This is a genomic window from Rhizobium sp. P2_G2 (assembly GCF_056403555.1).
On the sequence record NZ_JBFUFF010000005.1, the window covers coordinates 1 to 19,653 of the forward strand.

General features: G+C 58.2%; 13 protein-coding genes. 5 read left to right on the forward strand and 8 right to left on the reverse strand.

All coding sequences use genetic code 11. The features are described 5' to 3' along the window. The 6 genes from AC1D06_RS05915 to AC1D06_RS05940 form a co-directional block, all read right to left on the reverse strand. The coding region (locus AC1D06_RS05915; RefSeq protein ID WP_477985546.1) for a hypothetical protein at positions 1 to 204 on the reverse strand (204 nt) is incomplete at its 3' end. A 351-nt stretch (positions 205 to 555) separates the two neighbouring features. Then, entirely contained in the window at positions 556 to 1,308 is a 753-nt protein-coding gene (locus tag AC1D06_RS05920) for a hypothetical protein (protein WP_477878951.1), read from the reverse strand. Between the two features lie 19 nt (positions 1,309 to 1,327). Then, positions 1,328 to 7,792: an RHS repeat-associated core domain-containing protein gene (locus AC1D06_RS05925; RefSeq protein ID WP_477985547.1), complete on the reverse strand. Its 6,465-nt coding sequence runs from the start codon at positions 7,790 to 7,792 to the stop codon at positions 1,328 to 1,330. A gap of 263 nt (positions 7,793 to 8,055) precedes the next feature. Then, on the reverse strand, positions 8,056 to 8,382 hold the full coding sequence (locus tag AC1D06_RS05930) for a hypothetical protein (RefSeq protein ID WP_477985548.1): 327 nt from the start codon (positions 8,380 to 8,382) through the stop codon (positions 8,056 to 8,058). 543 nt (positions 8,383 to 8,925) lie between these two features. Then, complete coding sequence (gene treY / locus AC1D06_RS05935) at positions 8,926 to 11,439, reverse strand: malto-oligosyltrehalose synthase (protein ID WP_477985549.1); 2,514 nt, start codon at positions 11,437 to 11,439, stop codon at positions 8,926 to 8,928. A 76-nt stretch (positions 11,440 to 11,515) separates the two neighbouring features. Then, on the reverse strand, positions 11,516 to 11,722 hold the full coding sequence (locus AC1D06_RS05940) for a hypothetical protein (protein ID WP_477878955.1): 207 nt from the start codon (positions 11,720 to 11,722) through the stop codon (positions 11,516 to 11,518). 135 nt (positions 11,723 to 11,857) lie between these two features. On the opposite strand from AC1D06_RS05940, the gene glgX reads away from it, so the two are divergent. The 5 genes from glgX to AC1D06_RS05965 all read left to right on the forward strand — a co-directional run bounded on the left by glgX (position 11,858) and on the right by AC1D06_RS05965 (position 16,241). Continuing rightward, entirely contained in the window at positions 11,858 to 13,930 is a 2,073-nt protein-coding gene (gene glgX, locus AC1D06_RS05945) for a glycogen debranching protein GlgX (protein ID WP_477985550.1), read from the forward strand. A 104-nt stretch (positions 13,931 to 14,034) separates the two neighbouring features. After that, the gene (locus tag AC1D06_RS05950) at positions 14,035 to 14,631 is read left to right on the forward strand and encodes a LysE family translocator (RefSeq protein ID WP_477985551.1); all 597 of its coding nucleotides are present in this window, start codon (positions 14,035 to 14,037) and stop codon (positions 14,629 to 14,631) included. Positions 14,632 to 14,744: 113 nt separating this feature from the next. Next, positions 14,745 to 15,170 (forward strand): nuclear transport factor 2 family protein, encoded by a 426-nt coding sequence (locus AC1D06_RS05955; protein WP_477985552.1) that lies wholly within the window; start codon positions 14,745 to 14,747, stop codon positions 15,168 to 15,170. A 178-nt stretch (positions 15,171 to 15,348) separates the two neighbouring features. Further along, positions 15,349 to 15,786 (forward strand): nuclear transport factor 2 family protein, encoded by a 438-nt coding sequence (locus AC1D06_RS05960; RefSeq protein ID WP_477985553.1) that lies wholly within the window; start codon positions 15,349 to 15,351, stop codon positions 15,784 to 15,786. Between the two features lie 26 nt (positions 15,787 to 15,812). Beyond that, positions 15,813 to 16,241, forward strand: coding sequence for a nuclear transport factor 2 family protein (locus tag AC1D06_RS05965; protein ID WP_477985554.1), 429 nt, complete (start codon positions 15,813 to 15,815; stop codon positions 16,239 to 16,241). Positions 16,242 to 16,268: 27 nt separating this feature from the next. On the opposite strand, the gene AC1D06_RS05970 is transcribed toward AC1D06_RS05965, so the two are convergent. Together AC1D06_RS05970 and AC1D06_RS05975 are read right to left on the reverse strand one after the other, a co-directional pair. Further along, the gene (locus tag AC1D06_RS05970) at positions 16,269 to 16,916 is read right to left on the reverse strand and encodes a response regulator (protein WP_477985691.1); all 648 of its coding nucleotides are present in this window, start codon (positions 16,914 to 16,916) and stop codon (positions 16,269 to 16,271) included. Next, positions 16,813 to 19,650, reverse strand: a complete 2,838-nt coding sequence (locus AC1D06_RS05975; RefSeq protein WP_477985555.1) for an ATP-binding protein — start codon at positions 19,648 to 19,650, stop codon at positions 16,813 to 16,815. The genes AC1D06_RS05970 and AC1D06_RS05975 overlap by 104 nt, the downstream gene beginning before the upstream one ends. Positions 19,651 to 19,653: the final 3 nt, after the last annotated feature.

Consider the following 19,653-nt stretch of genomic DNA (forward strand, 5'->3'; position numbering starts at 1 on the left):
GTGTAGAATTTCCTGGCCTCGTGCGAGAGCTGCAGCGTATCCCGGATTCGCGGGATTGATGCTGTGATTCATATTCATGAGTTGCCCACCTATCCTAGCCGTTCCAAATTTGGCAATCAAAGCTTCTTCCACCGAGCGAGCCTCCGCCTTCGACATAGATGATAGGCCTGGAATCGCGGAGACTGAAATTCCTTTATTGCTCATGTGTTGGGCGCTTCGCACCTCAACCGTTTGTGTAGTTATTCCGACATATTGCGGCTGCTTTTGGCTATTCAACGAATGATATACGTCGTAATTTCCAGGAGCAATATCTACTGCCTCGGGGCCGGCTTTGAAAGCGTTCTTGATACTGTTGGCAATTGCAGGGACTTTGTCGACCTTGTAATTTCCAGGAGCGATATTTACCGCCTCGGGGCCGGCTTTGAGAGCATTTTTGATACTGTTGGCGATTGCGGGGACTTTGTCGGCGCCCCATAGTGAGAATCACTGCAGGCCAATGAATCACAAACGATCGTCAATCCGAAAGCCGCGTTAACCTGACTTCCCCACCGCGAGCTAAGTGGACGTCTCGGTTGGTTGCATATGAGGATTGTAGTAAGATGCCACAGCTATTGCAATCTTAACGATGCGAGAGATACCTGATTCGACGCTGTTCGAAGCGACATGAAACTGCTCTTCAGACCCTGGACTAATTTCAAATTTTGCATAATGAAATGAGCCCGTCAGATAATAGTCTTGGGCGTTAACATATATATCGCCTGATTTAGGATATATGCTGCTCACATAAAAGTTCATTCTTCCATTGTATTTCAATTTTATGTCAATATGTGCCGTCATTGAGCCGTAAATTATGGCTGGGAACTTGAATTCAATACTTTTTTGCCCTCTAGAGCTTTCTATTACTACGCTGTCAAATGCGGTGCCATCAAAAAAGTCACGTTTTATGTTCCGGAGACACTGATCTATCGCCGGGAACTTCTGGTCAAATGATCCAACGACTGGTCGTTGGTAATCTATACTCTCGCGCCACCGTGAAGCGGTTTCAACGATGCAGTTGTATTTAAGGTTGTGTTCAGCTGTAACTGGCTGCCCTGTGATACACGAAAGGCGCTCCGCGTCTAAAATTTCAAGTATCGATTGACGCGACATCGGTACAAATTCGATGAATGGCAGGTCGAGTATATTGGTGCGGGTGGGATAATTAAGGCCCTCGAAACTACCTCGATGATTGTCGAAATCAGCCAACATGGCTTTGGTCCGAACAAGGACGATTTCACTTTCTGGTTGCATGTTAGAAAAGTAGCGCATTGGTGTCTCCTGCCTCAAGTCACGGGATTTGCGATGCTGCGTATGCAAGTCCCCACCCAATTGTTGCAAGCACCCCCATAAAAGTAGCCGTTTTCGCATTCCGTTCAAATTCCTTGGAGGGCCCGTAATCGCTATTCAGTCCCTCGGAAGCCGTAGAGTCAGCTCTTGAAGCTTGATTCATGGACGATACTTCAGCCTCACGACCCTTTTTATTCACGTTTGTGAGTGAATAGTACACAATACCTGGGACTGTGCCTACATAAGTTCTGACAGTTTTCAACTGACCGTCGGTGCCTGTAATCGTGCCCTGAATCTTTCCGCCTCCAAAGTACTTCGAAAGAAAGTCAGTGGAAGCGAACGTTAAGCTTACGTGATGCTGGCGCGCAACCTGCGACCAGGCCCTCTGCTGTGCAAGGTCACGATCCTTCAATGGCCCGTCGTGAACGTGTGTCACTGGCTTGTAGTCTAAAGTAGAAAGTGCAGCTGGACCTGTAACCAAGCTCCCATCAGGCCGATGCGGATCTTTTGAATCGATGCCAAATGCGCTTCTAAATATCTCACCTAACGTCCTTTCGGGAGTGTATCCAGCTCGTACAGTTGGACCATCGTTGGCACCCATTAATGAATGAACTGCAATGCCGTTTGTTCCGTTGTAATCGAAGTCAAGATGGCCATTCGGATCGCTCTTATTAATTGGGTCGCCTTCGGCATAAGAATACCTGTTCGTACCAACTCCATCCTTAATCGGATCCCAGTCATCTGGTGATATAAACCTACCAGTATAAGGATTCATATAGCGGGCGTGGAGGTAGATAAGATTTGCGTCTTTGTCGAAACGCTCGCCGATATATTTCTTCGCGAGTATGCCGACTGCTGTTGGCGCAGCTCCAGTAGTCGAGTCGAACGGCTGGCCATAGGCCTGATAGACGATGGGGTCTCGTTGGTTTGTCCCACTGGTCAGTATGCGTACCGAAGCCTGATGATCACGGTGAAGGAACCACTGAGTAGTGCCGTCGACTTCGACATCCATATGTGGATAGCGCGTGTATTTCCACGTGCTGGTGCCAGGAGGAAGATCCATCTCGGCCTCCGCATCTGGATACAGTGTGATCTCATTAGTGGTCGAGACTCGCTTTGAGAGTTCTCCATCCGGCCCGTAAAAATATTTGGTTGAGACCGTCTGTCCGCTCTTTGTGACCGTCAACAGCCGGTTGGCGTCGTCCCAGGTATAGGTCGCCGTGCCGTCGGTGAGCGTGTTGCCATTGGCATCATACGTCACCGCCACCCCATTCAGCTTGGAGATCGCATGCGGCGGCTTGTTGGAGTTGCCGTAGACCATGGTGACATTGCTGGCCGTCGCCGAGGTGATATGTGTCCGCTGCGTCAGATTGCCGGCGGTGTCGTAGGTGAAGTCTTCCTTCAGCGGCCCCACATACTGTCCGGAATAGGCAGAGGTCAGCCGGTCGGACCCATCATAGGTATAGGTCCAGCTGTTGAAGTTCAGCCCACCACCATCGATGGCCGTGATGCGGCCGATATTGTCGCGGGTATAGGTGTTGTTGATCAGGTTCGTGCCGCTCGACTGCTTGGTGACCAAGGTCTTCAGCCAGCGGCGGTTGAGGTCATAGGTGAAGTTGGTCGTCACGCCGTTGGCATATTGGATCGAGGTGGTCTGGCCATCGAGCTCGTAGGTGATCGACGGGATATAGCCGCCCGGGATTTTCGTCAGCTGGCCCTTTTTGTTATATTGCCAGGGGCTTGTCGAGGTGCCGACCTGCAGATCGGCAGTGCTCGACGTGGCGCCGAAATATTCCTTGTAGATCGGCAGTTTCGACGCGCGGTCATAGGTGGTGGTCGTCGTGCTGACGACGGGCGTGCTGGCCCCGGCATTGATGGTCGAGACCTTCTTCCGCAGCTGCCCATTGTCATTGTAGTAGAAGCGCTGCTCGGCATAGTTCGCGTCGCTGGTCGCCAGGCCATTGGTCGCCAGTGTCAACTGCCCCTTGCAGTCCGTTGTGGTGTTTTGCGGCACTTCCAGGCAGTCATAGGTATTGACCGCGATATAGGTCGGCGAACTGCTGTTGCCGGTGTACTTCTTCGTCACCCGATCCATGCCGTCATATTTGATCGTCGTGACGATATTGCGGGCATCGGTCTGGGTGCTCAGGCGATTGGCGGCGTCATAGGTGTATGTCCAGTGCCCCATATCGGGGTCTGTGGCATCGGTGCGATTGCCGGCCAGGTCGTAGGCGTAAGCCCAGCGCAGGCTGGGAGTGCTGATGCCGAGCGGATCGGCCACGCCGACCAGCCGTCGAAGATTGTCGTAGGAGGCTGCATAGACGATGTTGAAACTGTCGCTTGCGGCCGGCCCCTTGCGCCGGAGCAAGATCACGTCGCCATCGCTCGACGTCGTCGTCTCGGTCTTTGCGCCGATCTCATCGGTCACGGTGACGATGCCAAGTGGCAGGTTGCTGGAACCGCTCGATGATGTGGCCGTCTGCAGACTGTAATTCGTTGTCTTGGATGTTGTATCCGGATTGGTCGCCGTGATGACGCGATCGCCCCAGTCATAGGCGAAGGTATTGAATTTCGGTGTTTCGGTCCCATGCGGCAGGGACTGTTTGGCGATATTGCCATGCACATCGTAGACCACGTCGACATTGGCGTCCGGCGAAGACGTGTCACCAGCAGTCAGCGTCGAATACACCCGCCCGAAGCCATCGATGAACTTGACGGTTCTGGTCAGCGTGCCATCGGGCAGGGGAGACTGGATGACGACCCGCGGCGGCGTTCCCGACGGGCCGCTGGCGATGGCGTCCACATTGCTTTCATCGCTGTAGTCTGTCGTCGTATAGGCATTCGTCGCGAGGTTTTCGACCCGCTCCTCGCGGCAGAACTCGTCATAGCTGTGGCGCGTGGTGATGCCGTTCGGATCGGTCTCGTCGCCGGCGTCCTCGCAGGTCAGGTTGTTGCTGTAGGTGGAGGTCAGCGTTGTGTTGCTGTCGACCAAAAGGTCCATTTGCGTCGGGCGCAGCAATTGCGCGTCGGTATAGGAGAAGATCGTCCGCTTGAGCACGTCCGAGCCACTCTTCACCGTCTCGACGGTCTTGTTGCCCAGGCTGTCATAGGCGTAGGTGATTGTCGAAGAGGCGTTCGTATTCGCGTTCTGGTAGACCCGCTGCTGCGCCAGGTTCGCATTGCTTGGCGAAACGTTCGGCGTGGCCGTAATATCCGCATTGCCGTACCAGAAATCGGTCTGGGCAATGGCCGCCGTATTGTCGCCCATTGCACCGCTCGGCGACGTGCCGGACGGGCCGGCAAATGTATATTGCCGATAGGGCAGCGAGACGATGTAGCTGGCATTGTTGTAGATGAACCACTTGTCGATCCGCTTGCCGTCGCCGGCAATGTCGGTATCACCAGACGTGCCGAAGGGGCTCGCCAGAGCGTCGGACGGGCTTCTCCCCGGCGTCACCAGGCCAAAATCCCGATCGTGCAGGATATTGCCGTAGACGTCATAATCGCGAGTGGTCTTCAGCGTCTGGACGCTGCCGTCCTCGCGCAGATAGGTGTGGGTGGCGATATTGAAGGCGCTGTAGGGCAGTTGCACGGCCTGGACGCTCCAGGCGTCGTCCACCATCTTATGCCAATTATCGTTCTCGTCGTAGAACACCTGCAATTCCGGCAGGCCGAAGCTGGCAAGGTCCTGGCGATATGTTGTGACGATATGCGAACCCTTGGCCTGGTTTGCCAAAGCAGGCAGATATTTGGTCGAGGTGCTGAAGCCGAGGAATTTGCGCGCGACTTGGTCGTAGAGTCCGCCGGAGTAGCTGTAGGTCGTTGTGGCGACATTGCCGCGCCGGTCGTCGCTTGTCTCCTTGGTCACCGTTTGCACGACGAAGGGCAGATAGGTGTTGGAGAAGGTGGTCGACGGCGTGAATTCAAAGGTCGTCTTTGCGCCGGTTTCGACGACGACGCGTGTCAGAAGATTCGTCGAATTATTGGGTCCGACTTCAGCATTGGGCAGCGTGACCGCGCTGGAGCCGAGCACGGCGGTGTAGGACGTCGCATTTCCAGCGTCGCGCATATCGCTTTGATATTGCAGCTGACCCGTCGAAGTCCACGTGCTTGGGGTCGCGATCCCGTAATTGGCGGGATCGATCACCGTGCCGCCCTTCTTGAGCTGGTCGCGATAGGCATAGTCGGTGAGGCCATCGCCGTTGAAATCGCCTAAGACGATGTCACGGGCCGAAAGCGTCAGGACGTTCTGCAGGCTGTAGCTTCCGGGTGCAGCGTCCGTCGTCATCGTCAGCGTTCCATCCGAAGTCACCCTCAGCTGCTTGACCTTGAACGTCTTCTGGGAGTTGTCGTATGCCTTGAGGTCGTAGTAATCAGTGTTGGTCCCGGCCGGATTCTGGCCGATCGCGATCGGATTGCTGAAGATGATTTCGGCTTTTCCATCACCGTCGAGATCGCGAATGGCAAGCGTCATCGGCTGGATCTTATAGGCCCTGCCGGTATTCAGCGTCGTCGTCAAAACCTTGGTCAGATTGCCGTTGTCGTAGCGGCCCTGGCTCAAATAGGCGGTCAGCGTCACCGTATAGGCGCAGGGTGCCGGCTGCAGATCGGGGCAGGTACTATTGTGGTCGTCATAGATGTCGTGTGATACGACCACCATGACCAGATCGTCGAGACCATCTCCGTTCAGGTCGCCGAACTCGCAATACGAGTACATCGTCTCCGATTCGCCCGAAGGCCCTCCCGGGCAGATAACACCGACGGCCAGCATTGCGATCTCATTGGACGTCGCGCCGGGCAGAAGTCGCTTGACTTCGATGCCGCTGTTGCGCGCGAACACCTGTTCATCCCGGCCGTCGTCATAGAAATTCGCCGTTCCGAGGCTGCCCGCCTGACCGCTGTCATTGGTGGTTGTCAGATTGTCGCGACCATTGCCGTCGAAATCGGCAACCTGTGTCACCAGATAGTCTTCGCCGCATTGGTTATGCAGGGCATCGCTTGCTGGGATATCCGTCGCGCAGGTTTGCGGCGTTATGGTGAAGGTGCTATCGGTATTCCTGCGGAACGTTGCAGCTACATCGACAGTTGCGCTGCCAAGCGGGTGCCGGAACAGCAATTGCGTTTTGTTGATGTTGTCAGCAAAATGTCCGAGGCTGAACTCGGGCAAACTGTGCTCCTTGCCGCTGATATACTGATATGAAGCGGAACAATTGATCGCGCTCATATCGGTGAACCGCGCACTGGGATTGGCGCCGGGGGTCAAACTCAGCAAATCGTAGCAGTCTTGCCTGCTCGCATCCTGGAAGTCCCGCGTCGCCACGATTTCGGTGATTCCGTCGGAGTCGACATCGGCGGGGAGCAGCTTGCCCCAGACGCTGGAGCCGTTCAAAGCAAAGGGAGTGGTGGCCGAGGAGAAGAAGCTGTAGTCCGCATAGGTGAAACTTGTGTCCCTCGGACCCAGGCCCGAATGCGTGACCGTGCCATTCGCCGCCTGCGTGCCGTAGTCGACGGTGCCGTCGCTGTTGACGATGGCATTGGTGCCGTAATGGCGCATCTTGATCAGGCGCGAAGCGCCGCTGCCGGGCGCGACTTCGTAAACAAACTTGTAGGCGCCGACAACGGCGGTCGGCCCGCTGATCTTGATGGCGGCAAGGCGCTTGTTGATCGGCGTCAGATTTTGACCATTGGCCTCGACCAGGTCGTCAGCACGATCTTCGAAGATGAAGCGGATGGTGAAGATGTCGTTGCTGTTGCCATTGTTTCGATAGCTGATGGTCTTGGGGTAGCAAAACGGCAGGGATGGGCAGTTATAGTCGTAGACGATCTTGTTGCCGTTGGTGTCGGTGATCGATGCGACCAGGTAGCGGGCGGCCGTGGCCAGAAGTGTGTTCGGAGCTCCGGTGACGAAGGCACTCGCCGGCTGCAGCACCATTGTGGTGCCTTCACGACTGGTGATCGTCCACGAGGTCGGATTCTGCAGATCCGTGCCGTTGGCGACGATTTTCAGGAAGTTTTCGGTCTCGGAGACATAATTGCCGCCAGCGGTGCAGGATGCATTTGTGCTCGGCGCCTTGGTGCAGCGGACGAGCTCCTCGCCGTTCAGCTGAAACACGTCATTGCTGTCGAAATTCGGAATCGTGCCCAGATGGCGGGCCCGCTCGATAACGTCAAAACCCTTGAAACCCCATTGATAGCCGAGCCATCCCTGGTAAAGGCCGCCGACCTTGGTCTTTCGCGTCGATGAATAATTGATCGACAGCTTGGGTTCGAGCCCACGAAAGTCAGGGACGTCGATATCGTAATTATAATCGAGGGTTCCGGTCGAACTGATATCGGGGACCTTGATGGTTGTGCCTTTTTCAGACTGCTTGGACGGCTGGTCGCCCGGGTCGCTCGCGAAAGACAGCGTCGGAAGCGCAAAAGCAAGCGCCAGCGCCAAGACACAGCGAATAGTACGGAAAGCCATCTCAGTCCCCTCGAACCTGTTCGTGCCCCACGACACAGAATTAGAGTTTGGCTAACACGGCCTTTCCCTAAAGATCAAGTTAAGTTTGTCGTTATTCGCAGTGCGGTTGCGTAATTTTAAGTATAGATTATGTATTATTAAGATTGAATATATCTAAGTATAGCAAGATATCCAGAAGATTATGTCGAAAACTTCTGAACAAGATCTATTTTTTGAGGATTGTTGCATCGTGTGCAGAATGGCTCTTGCCGTTCTGCCAGATTTTATTGAGCGGTGCCGGATGTGTCCGGACTGGTGGACCCGTCGATCGCCGGATTCTGGGTCGTGTCGCTCGACGTATCGTCGACGCCTGTCGATGTGTCCCCCACCGGAGTCGACGTGTTGTCGACGGAGGTCGTGTTGTCCGTGCTTTCCGGGGGCGGGCTGTCTTCCAGGACATCGATAGCAGTTACGTCTATCGTACCGTCCGTATAGGTTGCTCTCACCAACTGACCGGGTGACAAGCCGTCCAGGACGACGCTTTCCGTCAGGTTCAGTACGGCGCCACTGTCCAATGTCAGGCGATGGTTTTCAGTATCGATCGAAACCAAGTGGCCGTCGACGGTTGCGCAAAAGGCCGGCGCAGGAACTGAGAGCAAACCAATAATCATAAGATGCTTAAACATGACAAAGCCCCACTTTTCTCGCCTCATAACGAGGTCGGAATAATCTGACAAGGGCAATCCAAAGTATGTTAGAGATGTGTCATGTAACAGTATAAAAGTTGTCGTTCATCGATAATTAAATGCATGCTATATAAACTTACAACCTGAAAGCGTTTGGACATTTTAGACAGCGCGAACTTCAGAGCAATAGTTGGCAGATCTGAAACCGTGCGTTCGCTGCACACTACGATGCTCGCGAAGATTTTGCGTTCGGGGAGATAGTCAGCATTTGCAACGCATAGTTAAGCATGCCGTTTCACGCAGAGGCAGTCAGCGCGAGATAATCTGATGCACCTTTCTGGATTGGCTGGTTCTCGTCATGCGAACTCCGGTGTGCGGCAATTTGACGCATGATTTGCCGCTATTCGTCTCAACTCAAGCTATGTTCTGGCGAGGAAGCTGCTCAGGGCTGCTTGTCGACAACCGGCATCACGAAATCAGCACAGAGAACGGTAAGCCGTTGAGAAGCGGTCCCACCGCAGCAGGGCAGGTGGGGTTGGGCGTCACAACGCGCCCATCCGACAGAAGCGTATAGGCGCAGTCCCCTCGACTTTCCGGCAAATAGACGACCGTCCCTGCCCAAAACGTCTCTAGACTCTCTCCGTCCCTCAGAGCATGGAACAACAGCCTAGTGACGATCACGACCATCGAGCGCTCCCCCTGGCTGCGTGCAAAAGCCAGAACATGCTCCGCGCGCGGACCGGACACGGAGAGCGGCATGTAGTCACCTTCAGCAAACAGCTCCGGCAATCGCTGTCGCTGCCGCAGCAGGGCTGCGATGAGGCTGAGCTTCAGGCTGCCGTCACGCAATGCGCCGCGGCTGTTCGACAAGCTGTCCAGAAGCGGTACGTTCAAGAGCGCGTCAACGTCGAGCGGGCGTCGATTGTCCGGATCGACAAGGCTGAAATCTGACAGTTCGGATCCGTTATAGATGTCGGGAATGCCGGGGCAGGTCAGCTTCAGCACGGTCTGGCTCAACGAATTATAGAGGCCCGCATCGAAGAAGGGTTTTAGCACATTGCAGAAATCTTCCAGGAAGCCGCCGGCTTTGCCATCCAGCATAGCCGCGGCGTAATCCTTGACGGCCCGCTCGTGTTCGAGGTCGGGGCCGTGCCAGTTGCTGTCGAGCTTTGCCTCGCGCAACACTTTTTCAAGATAGGCTGTGAAGCGCTGCTTGAGGTCGGCGGCGGCCGCTTGGTTGTGCGGATCGAAGTCCACCGGCAGGACGCCTGCAAGAGCCTGGAAAATCAGCCATTCGGCATGAGCATCCGGCACGGGACCGGACGCGAGACGGGTTGCAAATGGACGCAACATCTGCCGCCAGCGTTCGATGGCCGCGAGCCAGAGATCCGGCGCTTCCGACAGCGCATAGAGCCGCGCTCTCGCATCTTCGCCGCGCTTGGTGTCGTGGGTCGAGGTCGCGGACAGGGCATGTCGCGCGACCATCTGGCGGTGACGCATTTTCCGATGAAAATTGTCCGGGGAGCGGTCTTTTGCGAGCGGGTCGCCACCGACTTCGTTGAGGGCGATGAAGCTGTTATAGCGATAGAAAAACGTATCTTCGAGCGATTTCGCCAGCAGCGAACCCGTCAGATGCTGCATCCGAGTGCGGGCGCGCAGCGCCCGGTGCAGATGTTGCGACGAAACCTTTTCCTCAAGCACCGCCTGGACGAAGTCGAGCGCTGGCCGGAGGTTTGGCGCGGTCTGCGAATGCAATGTATCGAACACTTGCCGCAGTACTTTGGCGCTTTCCTGCGGCAGGTTGCGCGGCGATCCATAGGTCCGGTAGACCGGAAACGCGATCAGCACCTCGCGCACGGCCGCATTGAGCGCCTCTCTCCCGATCGCGGCATTTTCACTTTCGGCGAGCGCATGGAACAGGCGCTGCAGTGCCTGCACCTCGCCGCGGAAATTGACGTCGACCATCAATTCCTTGGCGCGCCTGAGGCCAGCATGCGCATCGGCGTCGTTCGGGTTCATCGCCGCCCAGGCGTGCTTCAATGTCTCGACCTCAGGCGACACGAACACGTTCGACAGTGCCTCGATGAACTCGTAGCCCGTGGTTCCCTGGACAGGCCAGGAGTGCGGCAGGTCCTCATTGCCTTCGAGAATCTTTTCGACGACGATGTAGATATCCGGACCGACAGCGGCGCGCAGCCGTTTCAGATAGGCCTCGGGATCGGCAAGGCCATCGATATGGTCGATGCGCAGGCCGTCCACGCGTCCCTGGCGGACGAGATCGAGCACCGTCGCGTGGACAGCGTCGAAAACAGGGGCCTCTTCGACCCGAACGCCGACAAGGCCGGTGATCTCGAAGAACCGCCGATAGCTCAGCCCGTTCGCCGCCTCCTGCCACGGCACGAGCTCCCAGGCCTGCTGCTGGATAACAGACATGATTGCTTCCCGGTTTCCGCTGGTCGCTGCACGTGCAGCCTCCTGCGAGGCGGGCAGCAGTGGATATTTCGTGCCGCGATAGTCGAAGACAATGAGGCCATTCTCTTCCTCAAGCTTGCCGGCGCCGTTCGCGATTTCCTCCTGAAGCGGACCAGTCAGGATCGGCAAGGTCAGCTTGCGATCCCAGTCCACGTCGAAATAGCTGGCAAAGCGGCTCAGTCGGCCGTGCTGCAGCACGTCATGCCACCACGGATTCTCCACCGATGCAGCCAGGTGATTGGGGACGATGTCCAGTATCAGTCCGAGGCCATGCTCCCTGAGCCTGTCCGAAAGCCGGATCAGGCCATCCATCCCGCCCAGCGACGGATCCACGAGATTGGGATCGGCGATGTCATAGCCATGCGTCGAACCGTTGGTGGCGGCGAAGATCGGCGATGCGTAGAGGTGGCTGATGCCCAGGCGGGTAAGGTGGGGAATGAGTTCGGCAGCCTTGTCGAAGGTCATGCCGTTGCGAAACTGGAGGCGGTAGGTCGCGGTGGGAAGTCTCATGCGGGCGATCCCAAGGGCATAGCAATGCATTTGCGCCAGCGGCAGTCGCTCCGCCGGCGCGGCAGGCATTCATGCCTCAGGGTCGCCCGTCCGAAAGGTTGCGTCCGTTGATCGACGCCGGAATCGAGATCTGCTCATGCGTCGTCGGCGGCAGCGGCACGTTTACCTCCTGCGGCACGGCGACATGGACTTCATCGCCGAATTCCGCCGACGGCTTGTCGTTCTCGACATTGTGGACGCACGGCTTGGAAGGCTCCGGATGCGTCAATGTTTCAAGGGTCATGTCAGTTGATCTCCTGATGAGGGCAAGCCCCTGTGCAACGGTCGAAACGCCCCTATGTTCCCAAATTAATCGCCTTGCGAGGAACCTCACGTCGCCGAAACGCGTTCTTGACGGGTCTGCAAGCGAGATCCCAGAATGCTCAAATCCAAAGTTTTTGAAATTCTTCCTGGCGATGGACGCCGTCTCGGCGCTCAGGTTACGGAAGAAGGCGTCAATTTCGCGATTTTTTCCGCCTGCGCCGAGGGCGTCGAACTTTGTCTTTTCGATGAAGACGGCAAGACGGAAATTGCCCGACTGCGTCTGCCTGAAAACACCGACGAGATCTGGCACGGCTTCGTGCCGGACCTGAAGCCGGGCGCCCTCTATGGATATCGTGTTCACGGCCCCTACGATCCGGCGAATGGCCATCGCTTCAACGCCAACAAGCTGCTCATTGATCCCTATGCCAGGGAATTGGTGGGTGAGTTGAAACAGTCCAACGCCCATTTCGGCTATGACGTGCTGTCGCCTGAAAAGGACTTGTCTTTCGACGAACAGGACAATGCCAGCTTCATGCCCAAATGTCGGGTTGTCGGCCCGAAGCCTCAGGCGAGGGGCCCATCCCATATGGACATACCCTGGGCGTCGACGATCATCTACGAAACGCATGTCAAGGGTTTCACGCAACTCAATCCGGCGATACCCGAAAACCTGCGCGGCACCTATGAGGGCATGGGCCATGACAGGACGGTCGAATATATCAAATCGCTCGGCATCACCTCCGTCGAGCTGATGCCCGTCCATGCCTTCTTCGACGATTTCCACCTGCTCGACAAAGGGCTGCGGAACTACTGGGGCTACAACACGCTGGGCTTCTTCGCGCCCGCCGCCCGCTACTACGGCCCGGCCGGCCTGGACGGTTTTCGCAAGATGGTGCGGTCTTTCCATGATGCCGGGATCGAGGTGATCCTCGACGTTGTCTACAATCACACCGCCGAAGGCAACGAGCTCGGCCCGACATTGTCTTTCAAGGGGATCGACAATTTCTCTTATTATCGGACCATAGGGGATGAGCACCGCTACTATGTCAACGACACCGGCACCGGCAACACGCTGAACACCTCCCATCCACGCGTGCTGCAGCTGGTGATGGATTCGTTGCGCTACTGGCACGACGAGATGGAAGTCGACGGGTTCCGCTTCGACCTCGGGACCATTCTTGGCCGTGAACCTGGCGGCTTCGACCCGCGTGGCGGCTTTTTCGACGCGATCGCCCAGGATCCCGCTCTTGCCAAGGCCAAGCTGATCGGCGAGCCCTGGGATATCGGCCCSGGCGGCTACCAGGTCGGCAGTTTCCCTCCCGGCTGGGCGGAGTGGAACGACAAATATCGCGACTCCGTGCGCGAATACTGGAAGGGCGATCCCAACACTGCGCAGGATTTTGCCTCCCGCATTCTCGGCTCCGGCGACCTCTACGACCAGCGCGGCCGCCGGCCTTGGTCGAGCGTCAATTTCGTCACCGCCCATGACGGCTTCACGTTGCGGGATCTCGTCTCCTACGACGGCAAGCACAACGACGCCAATGGCGAAGACAACAATGACGGCCACAATGACAATCGCAGCCACAATTACGGCTGGGAAGGGCCGGCGGACAACGAGGACATCAACCGTATCCGGGCGCGCCAGCAGCGCAATTTCCTGGCGACACTGTTGTTCTCGCACGGCACGCCGATGATGCTTGCAGGCGACGAACTCGGCCACAGCCAGAACGGCAACAACAATGCCTATTGCCAGGACAACGAGACGACCTGGCTCGACTGGTCGACAGTGGACAAGGAGGCGGAAGCACTGCGCGACTTCACGAGGCGGCTGATCGTATTGCGCAAGAAACAGCCGCTCCTGCATCGCGTCACCTGGCGCGACGGCATGCTGGTCAACTGGTTCGCAGCCGACGGCGGCGAGCAATCGCCCGAGCATTGGACCGAGGAAACCACGCTCTGCCTGCACCTGTCCCGCGACGATCTGGCCGGTGAGCCCGGCATCTGGACGGAATTGCTGCTGATCTTCAACCCGACGCCTGACGATGTGATGTTCACGGTGCCCGATTACGGCGACAAACCCTGGAAGCTTCGCCTGACCACGATCGACATAGCGATTACCGAGGAACGGATGGAGCCGAACGAGCAGTTCCTAATGGCGGGCAGGGGACTGGCGCTGTTGAGCCGGTAGGCCCGTCGGGGCCTTGCATCAGCGATGCCCCGATCACAAACGTTCAAGACCACTATCCCCCTCATCTCATAAACTCGTATTCGTTCCGACAATGCGAGTTGACCATGACCCTCGACCAGGCTGCAGCCTTTTTCACCTTTTCGCTGGTGGCAGCGATCACGCCCGGGCCGAGCAATGTGATGATCACGGCGACGAGTTCGCTCGCCGGCATCCGCCGCGGCTTTCCCTGCGCGCTCGGTGCCGCAACCGGAATGGCGGCACTGCTCTTCTGCTCCCAGCTCGGCCTCGGCCGCCTGCTCATCGGCTTTCCCGTCATCATGAGCGCGATGAAATGGGCCGGCGCGGCCCTGTTGCTGTGGCTTTCCTGGAAGATCGCCACCTCCGGCGCGATGAACAGCGGCCAGGAGGGCAAGGTGGTCGGTTTCTGGGGTGCCGCTGGCTTCCAGTGGCTGAACCCCAAGGGATGGCTGGTGGCCGTCAGTGCCGCGAGCGTCTACGGCATCACCGGCGACGGCAATCCCGCTCTTGCAGCGCTCATGTTCGCCGCGGTTTTCTTTGTCGCCGCCTTTCCGAGCTGCCTTGTCTGGCTTTTCCTCGGCGCGATGATCAGCCGCCTGCTGCGCGACGAAAGAAGCGCGCGCGTCTTCAACATTGCGATGGGCCTGCTGCTTGCCGTCTCGGTGGTGATCATCGTCGCCTAGACAACCGATGGCCTGAACCGGAGGTGGAGAATCGGTCGCAGGAAACCACTTGGATTTCTATTGCAACTTTCGCAGTTGGGCGCATTATGAAGACAACCAAGCAGGAGGGGGCCATGGCGAATTCAGCAGACGTGCGTGCATTGACTGAAGAATTCTTTGCGATCCGCAATACGGACGACCCTGTCGAGCATATAGTGAAGCGGTTCCAGCCGGACGGTTGCTTCCAGATCCTCGGCCCGGCCCGGCTCGGTGCCTTTACGCAGAAGTTCGAGGGCCACGACGCGGTTCGGGTGGCGGCCACCGCGCTCGTCGGAGACTGGGATCTTTCGGGCCTGGCCAATGTCATCTACACAGACGGCGACACGACGCTGACCCATCGCAAAGGGAAGGTGCGCTTCAATCCCACCAACCATGAATTCGAAACGGAATTCATCGACAAGATGACCTTCCGCGATGGCAAGATCGTCGAATATGTCCAATTCCTTGACACGCTGGGCATAGCCGAAGCCGTTGGCATGGTGCGCCTCGCTGAGGAATAGGGGGGGCTGGGGTTGTCACACGCCAGCGACACGAGCGGCAGCCTGCGTACTCGATACGCCTTCGGTCGAAAGTCGCAGACATCGCGCGATCATCGATCACTCCGACAACTGCATCATTTTGGCCGCAGCTTTCCGGACGAAAGTGCAACGCGAAAAAACAAAATGGGAGGGGATATCAATGGCAGATTCAGCAGACGTGCGTGCGCTTGCCGAAGGATTCTTTGTAGTCCGCAACGGAGACGATCCGACCGTTGCCACCGAGGGAGTAATGGGCCGATTTGCCTCCAATGCCCGGTTTCAGATCATCGGCACCGAACGTCTCGGCGGCTTTACTCGCAAATATGAGGGCGCCGAGGCGCTTCGGCCGGCTGTGACGGCATTCGTCRCGGACTGGGATCTTTCGAACCTGGTCAAGGTCAGCACACATACCGATGGTGACACGGTCTTCATCCATTGGAAGGGAAAGGTGCGTTTCATCCCGACCGGTCGAGAGTTCGAGACGGAATTCATGGATAAGATGACATTCCGCGACGGCAAGATCATCGACTATCGGCAATTCGTCGACACGCTGGGTTTCGCGGAAACCTATGACATGGTGCGTCTCGCCGAGGAATAACGGAAACGATCATCCGGGAGAAGCAAATGACAGATTCAGCAGACCTGCATCGATTGACAGAGGAATTCTATGCGCTGCGCAATGCCGACGACCCTGTCCAGGACATGCTGGACCGGTTCGCACCTGACGGTTGCTTCCAGATCCTCGGTCCCGACCGGCTTGGCCCCTTCACGCAGCGATGGGAGGGCCTGGATGCGCTTCGTGCGGCCGCCACCCAACTCGTCGGCACCTGGGATCTTTCAGGCATGGTCAATGTCGGCAAATATGCCGACGGCGACACGATCGTTACCCACAGGAAGGGAAAGGTGCGTTTTATCCCGACCGGCCATGAGTTCGAAACGGAATTCATGGACAAAATTATCTTTCGCGACGGCAAGATCGTCGACTATGTGCAATTCGTCGATACGCTTGCTATAGCCGAGGCCGCCGGCTTGGTGCGCCTCGCGCAGGAGTAAGCCCCGGCCCTTATGAGAGCTGCCACTTCACTCCGCTTCCATGAAGCGATAGCCGATGCCCGGCTCCGTCACGATGAACACCGGATTGGCCGCATCGCGTTCGATCTTGGCCCGCAACTGGCCGATGAAAACACGCAGATATTGCAGATCCTCCGCATGCGCCGGACCCCAGACGGAGGTGAGCAGCGTCTTGTGCGTCACCACCTTGCCGGAATGCAGCGCCAGCAGTTCCAACAGATCATGCTCCTTCGGCGTCAGCTTGACCGGCTCGCCGTCGCGCTCGATCCGGCGGCGGACGAAATCGATCATCAGCCCGCCGGTCTCGATCTTCTCCGTGCCCGCTTCCTGCCGTACGCGATGGCGCAACGCCGTGCGGATGCGGGCGGTTAGCTCGCCAATGCCGAACGGTTTTTCGATATAGTCATCGGCGCCGAGATCGAGTGCCGCGATCTTCTCCGCTTCGCGGTCACGGGCCGAGAGGATGATGATCGGGATTTCCGACCAGCCGCGGACGCGTGCAATCACCTCCTTGCCGTCCATGTCGGGCAGGCCGAGGTCGAGGATGACGAGGTCAGGTGCTGCGGTCGCCACCTTCTGGATCGCCTGGGCGCCGTTCTCGGCCTCGATCACGTCGTAATCGGCGGCGGTCAGCGCCGGTTTCAGGAAGCGCAGGATCTGCGGCTCGTCGTCGACGATCAGGATTCGGTGTCCGGTCAATGGCCTGTTCTCCAGTCTCGGGCGCACCCGAAAGCGGGAAGCGCATGACGAAGCGCGTGCCGCGCTTCTTCACGGCAGGGCTTTCCGCCTTGATTGTGCCACCCATGGCTTCCACGAAACCACGGGCAATGGCAAGCCCCAGTCCGGTGCCGGCAATGCGGCCGTCGGCCTTGCCGCCGCGGCGGTAGAATTTCTCGAAGATTCGTTCAAGGTCCCCCGCCGGAATGCCGCGTCCCATGTCGGTGACAGACACAGTCACGGACTTTCCGTCCTTGCGCGCATAAAGCGCCACCGGCTCGTCGCCGCCATATTTGATCGCATTGTCGATCAGATTGAACAGGACCTGGCCGAGCAGCACGCTGTCGCCACGGATCAGCGGCAGGTTGCTGGCAATGCTGACATCGATATCATGGCCGGGGAAATATTTCTTCGCCCGTTCGACACTGCCGCGGATCACATCGGTCGGGTCCACCCAGTCGCGCTTGGGGTCGACCGTGCCGGATTCGATCCGGGTCATGTCGAGCAGGTTGGCGACGAAGCGCGACAGCCTGGCACCTTCCTCCTCGATCGACTGCAACAGGTCGTCGCGGCTTGCGGCATTCATCTTGTCGCCGAATTGTCTCAGGCTGGTGACAGCGCCGGTAATCGTGGCAAGCGGCGTCTTTAGGTCATGCGAGATCGAGGAGAGCAGCGCTGAGCGAAAGCGGTCGCCCTCCAGCTTGGCATTCTGCGCCAGGGCCTCGCGAGAAAGCCGCGCGCGGTCTATGGCAATCGCCGACTGGTCGGCCATCGCGGCCCAGATGCGCTCCTCGTTGCTGTCGAGCGGCCGGCCATTGAAACTGAAACCGCAGACGCCCATCACCCCATGCGGACTCATCAGCGGCCGGAACTGGTGAGCGCTGTTGGGCAGCGTGCCGGTGCCGGCGCCGGCCGGTTCCTTCTTCTCATAGGCCCAGCGGGCTGCCGTCATATCGGCGACGTCGAGCACCGTGTCGGGTGGCCAACTCGCCGACATCTGCAATTCGCCGTCGCCTTCCCTTGGCAGGAAGATCATTGCGTCGCGCTTGAGCAGTGCCTGCAGCTGCGACACCGTCGCCCAGATTACGTCGTCGGCCTTGGCCGTGCCGGAGAGCTTCGAGGAGAAGCCGTAAAGCGCTTCGGTCATGCGCGCGCGTTCGCCGGCGAGCTGGGCCTGGTCGCGGGTGCGCGAGGCGATGCCGCCGGCCGTCAGCGCGGCGATGATGAAGATGATGAAAGCGAAAATCTCGTGCGGCTGGGCAATGGTCAGCGTACCGACCGGCTCGATGAAGGTGAAATTGTAGGTGAGCGCCGAAAGCAATGCTGTGATGAAGGCGGCGCGATACCCCTCGCGGATCGCCCCCACGAGCACTGCCAGCAGATAGAGCAGCGACACGTTCGGCAGGGGAAAAATCGCGTCGAACGAGAGCCCAAGCGCTGTCGCAACGGCAACCGAGAGAACAGCCGTGACGACATCGCGCGGCAGCGCCTGCCAGCGCCAGTCGCGCGGGTCGAGCCGACGCACCGACGTGCTGTTCTCGCCTGTCACATAATAAATGCCAATGCCTTCGGAATTGCTCAGCAGCGCCTGCGGCAGCGATTGCCGGAAGAGGCGCGATAGCGGATCACGGCGGGGGGCGCCGATGACGATCTGCGTCGCGTGCTCCTTGCGCGCCAGTTTCAGGATTTCCGTGACGAAGTCGTTGCCGGCAATCCGTCTGGTTTCCGCGCCGAGCCGTTCAGCCAGCAAAAAAATCTCGTCGAGCCGCCGCAAGGCCTGGCTGTCGCCGGAACGGTCGGTGCGTTCGACGGAGACGACAAGCCAAGGTGCGTTGAGGCCCGAGGCGAGGCGGCTTGCCGTCCGCACCACCTTTTCCGCCAGCGTATCCGCGCCGACACAGACGATCAGTCGTTCCGCGGTCTGCCATGGCCCCTCGATAGCGTTCTGGCGAAGATAGTCGACCATCTGGTCGTCGACCCGGTCGGCGGTGCGGCGCAATGCCAGTTCGCGCAAGGCTGTGAGATTGCCGACGCGAAAAAATTTGTCGGTTGCCCGCTTGGCGTTGTCAGGCAGGTAGATCTTGCCCTCTTCGAGGCGCGTGATCAATTCGGCCGGCGTCAAGTCGATCAGCACGACTTCATCGGCTTTTTGCAGCACGATGTCCGGTATGATCTCGCGCACGGTGACGCCGGTAATGTCGGCGACAATATCCGACAGGCTTTCGAGGTGCTGGATGTTGAGCGCGGTCCAGACATTGATGCCGGCCTGCAAGAGTTCAGCGACATCCTGGTAGCGCTTGGGATGTCGGCTGCCCTCGACATTGCTGTGTGCGAGTTCGTCGACGACGATGATTTTCGGCTTGCGTGCCAGCGCCGCATCGATGTCGAATTCCTCGATAATGCCATTGCCGTATGGCACCGGCCGACGCGGCAGGATATCGAGGCCGGTGACCAGTTCGGCGGTCTCTCGCCGGCCGTGAGTCTCGACAAGGCCGATGACGATATCGGCGCCATCGTCCTTGAGTCTTTTTGCCCGCGCCAGCATGGCATAGGTCTTGCCGACACCCGGTGCGGCGCCGAGGAAGATCGTTAGCTTGCCGCGACCGTCCCCGCTCGCCAGCGCGAGCAGGGCGTCAGGATCGGGCCGGTTCGGATCGCGGTCGCTGTCTGCCATGCC

Bases quoted from the DNA above. Each gene is read 5' to 3' on its own strand.
- AC1D06_RS05920 (WP_477878951.1), bottom strand. From the start codon at position 1,308: ATGCGCTACTTTTCTAACATGCAACCAGAAAGTGAAATCGTCCTTGTT.
- AC1D06_RS05925 (WP_477985547.1), bottom strand. From the start codon at position 7,792: ATGGCTTTCCGTACTATTCGCTGTGTCTTGGCGCTGGCGCTTGCTTTT.
- treY (WP_477985549.1), bottom strand. From the start codon at position 11,439: ATGAGACTTCCCACCGCGACCTACCGCCTCCAGTTTCGCAACGGCATG.
- AC1D06_RS05940 (WP_477878955.1), bottom strand. From the start codon at position 11,722: ATGACCCTTGAAACATTGACGCATCCGGAGCCTTCCAAGCCGTGCGTC.
- AC1D06_RS05950 (WP_477985551.1), top strand. From the start codon at position 14,035: ATGACCCTCGACCAGGCTGCAGCCTTTTTCACCTTTTCGCTGGTGGCA.
- AC1D06_RS05955 (WP_477985552.1), top strand. From the start codon at position 14,745: ATGGCGAATTCAGCAGACGTGCGTGCATTGACTGAAGAATTCTTTGCG.
- AC1D06_RS05965 (WP_477985554.1), top strand. From the start codon at position 15,813: ATGACAGATTCAGCAGACCTGCATCGATTGACAGAGGAATTCTATGCG.
- AC1D06_RS05975 (WP_477985555.1), bottom strand. From the start codon at position 19,650: ATGGCAGACAGCGACCGCGATCCGAACCGGCCCGATCCTGACGCCCTG.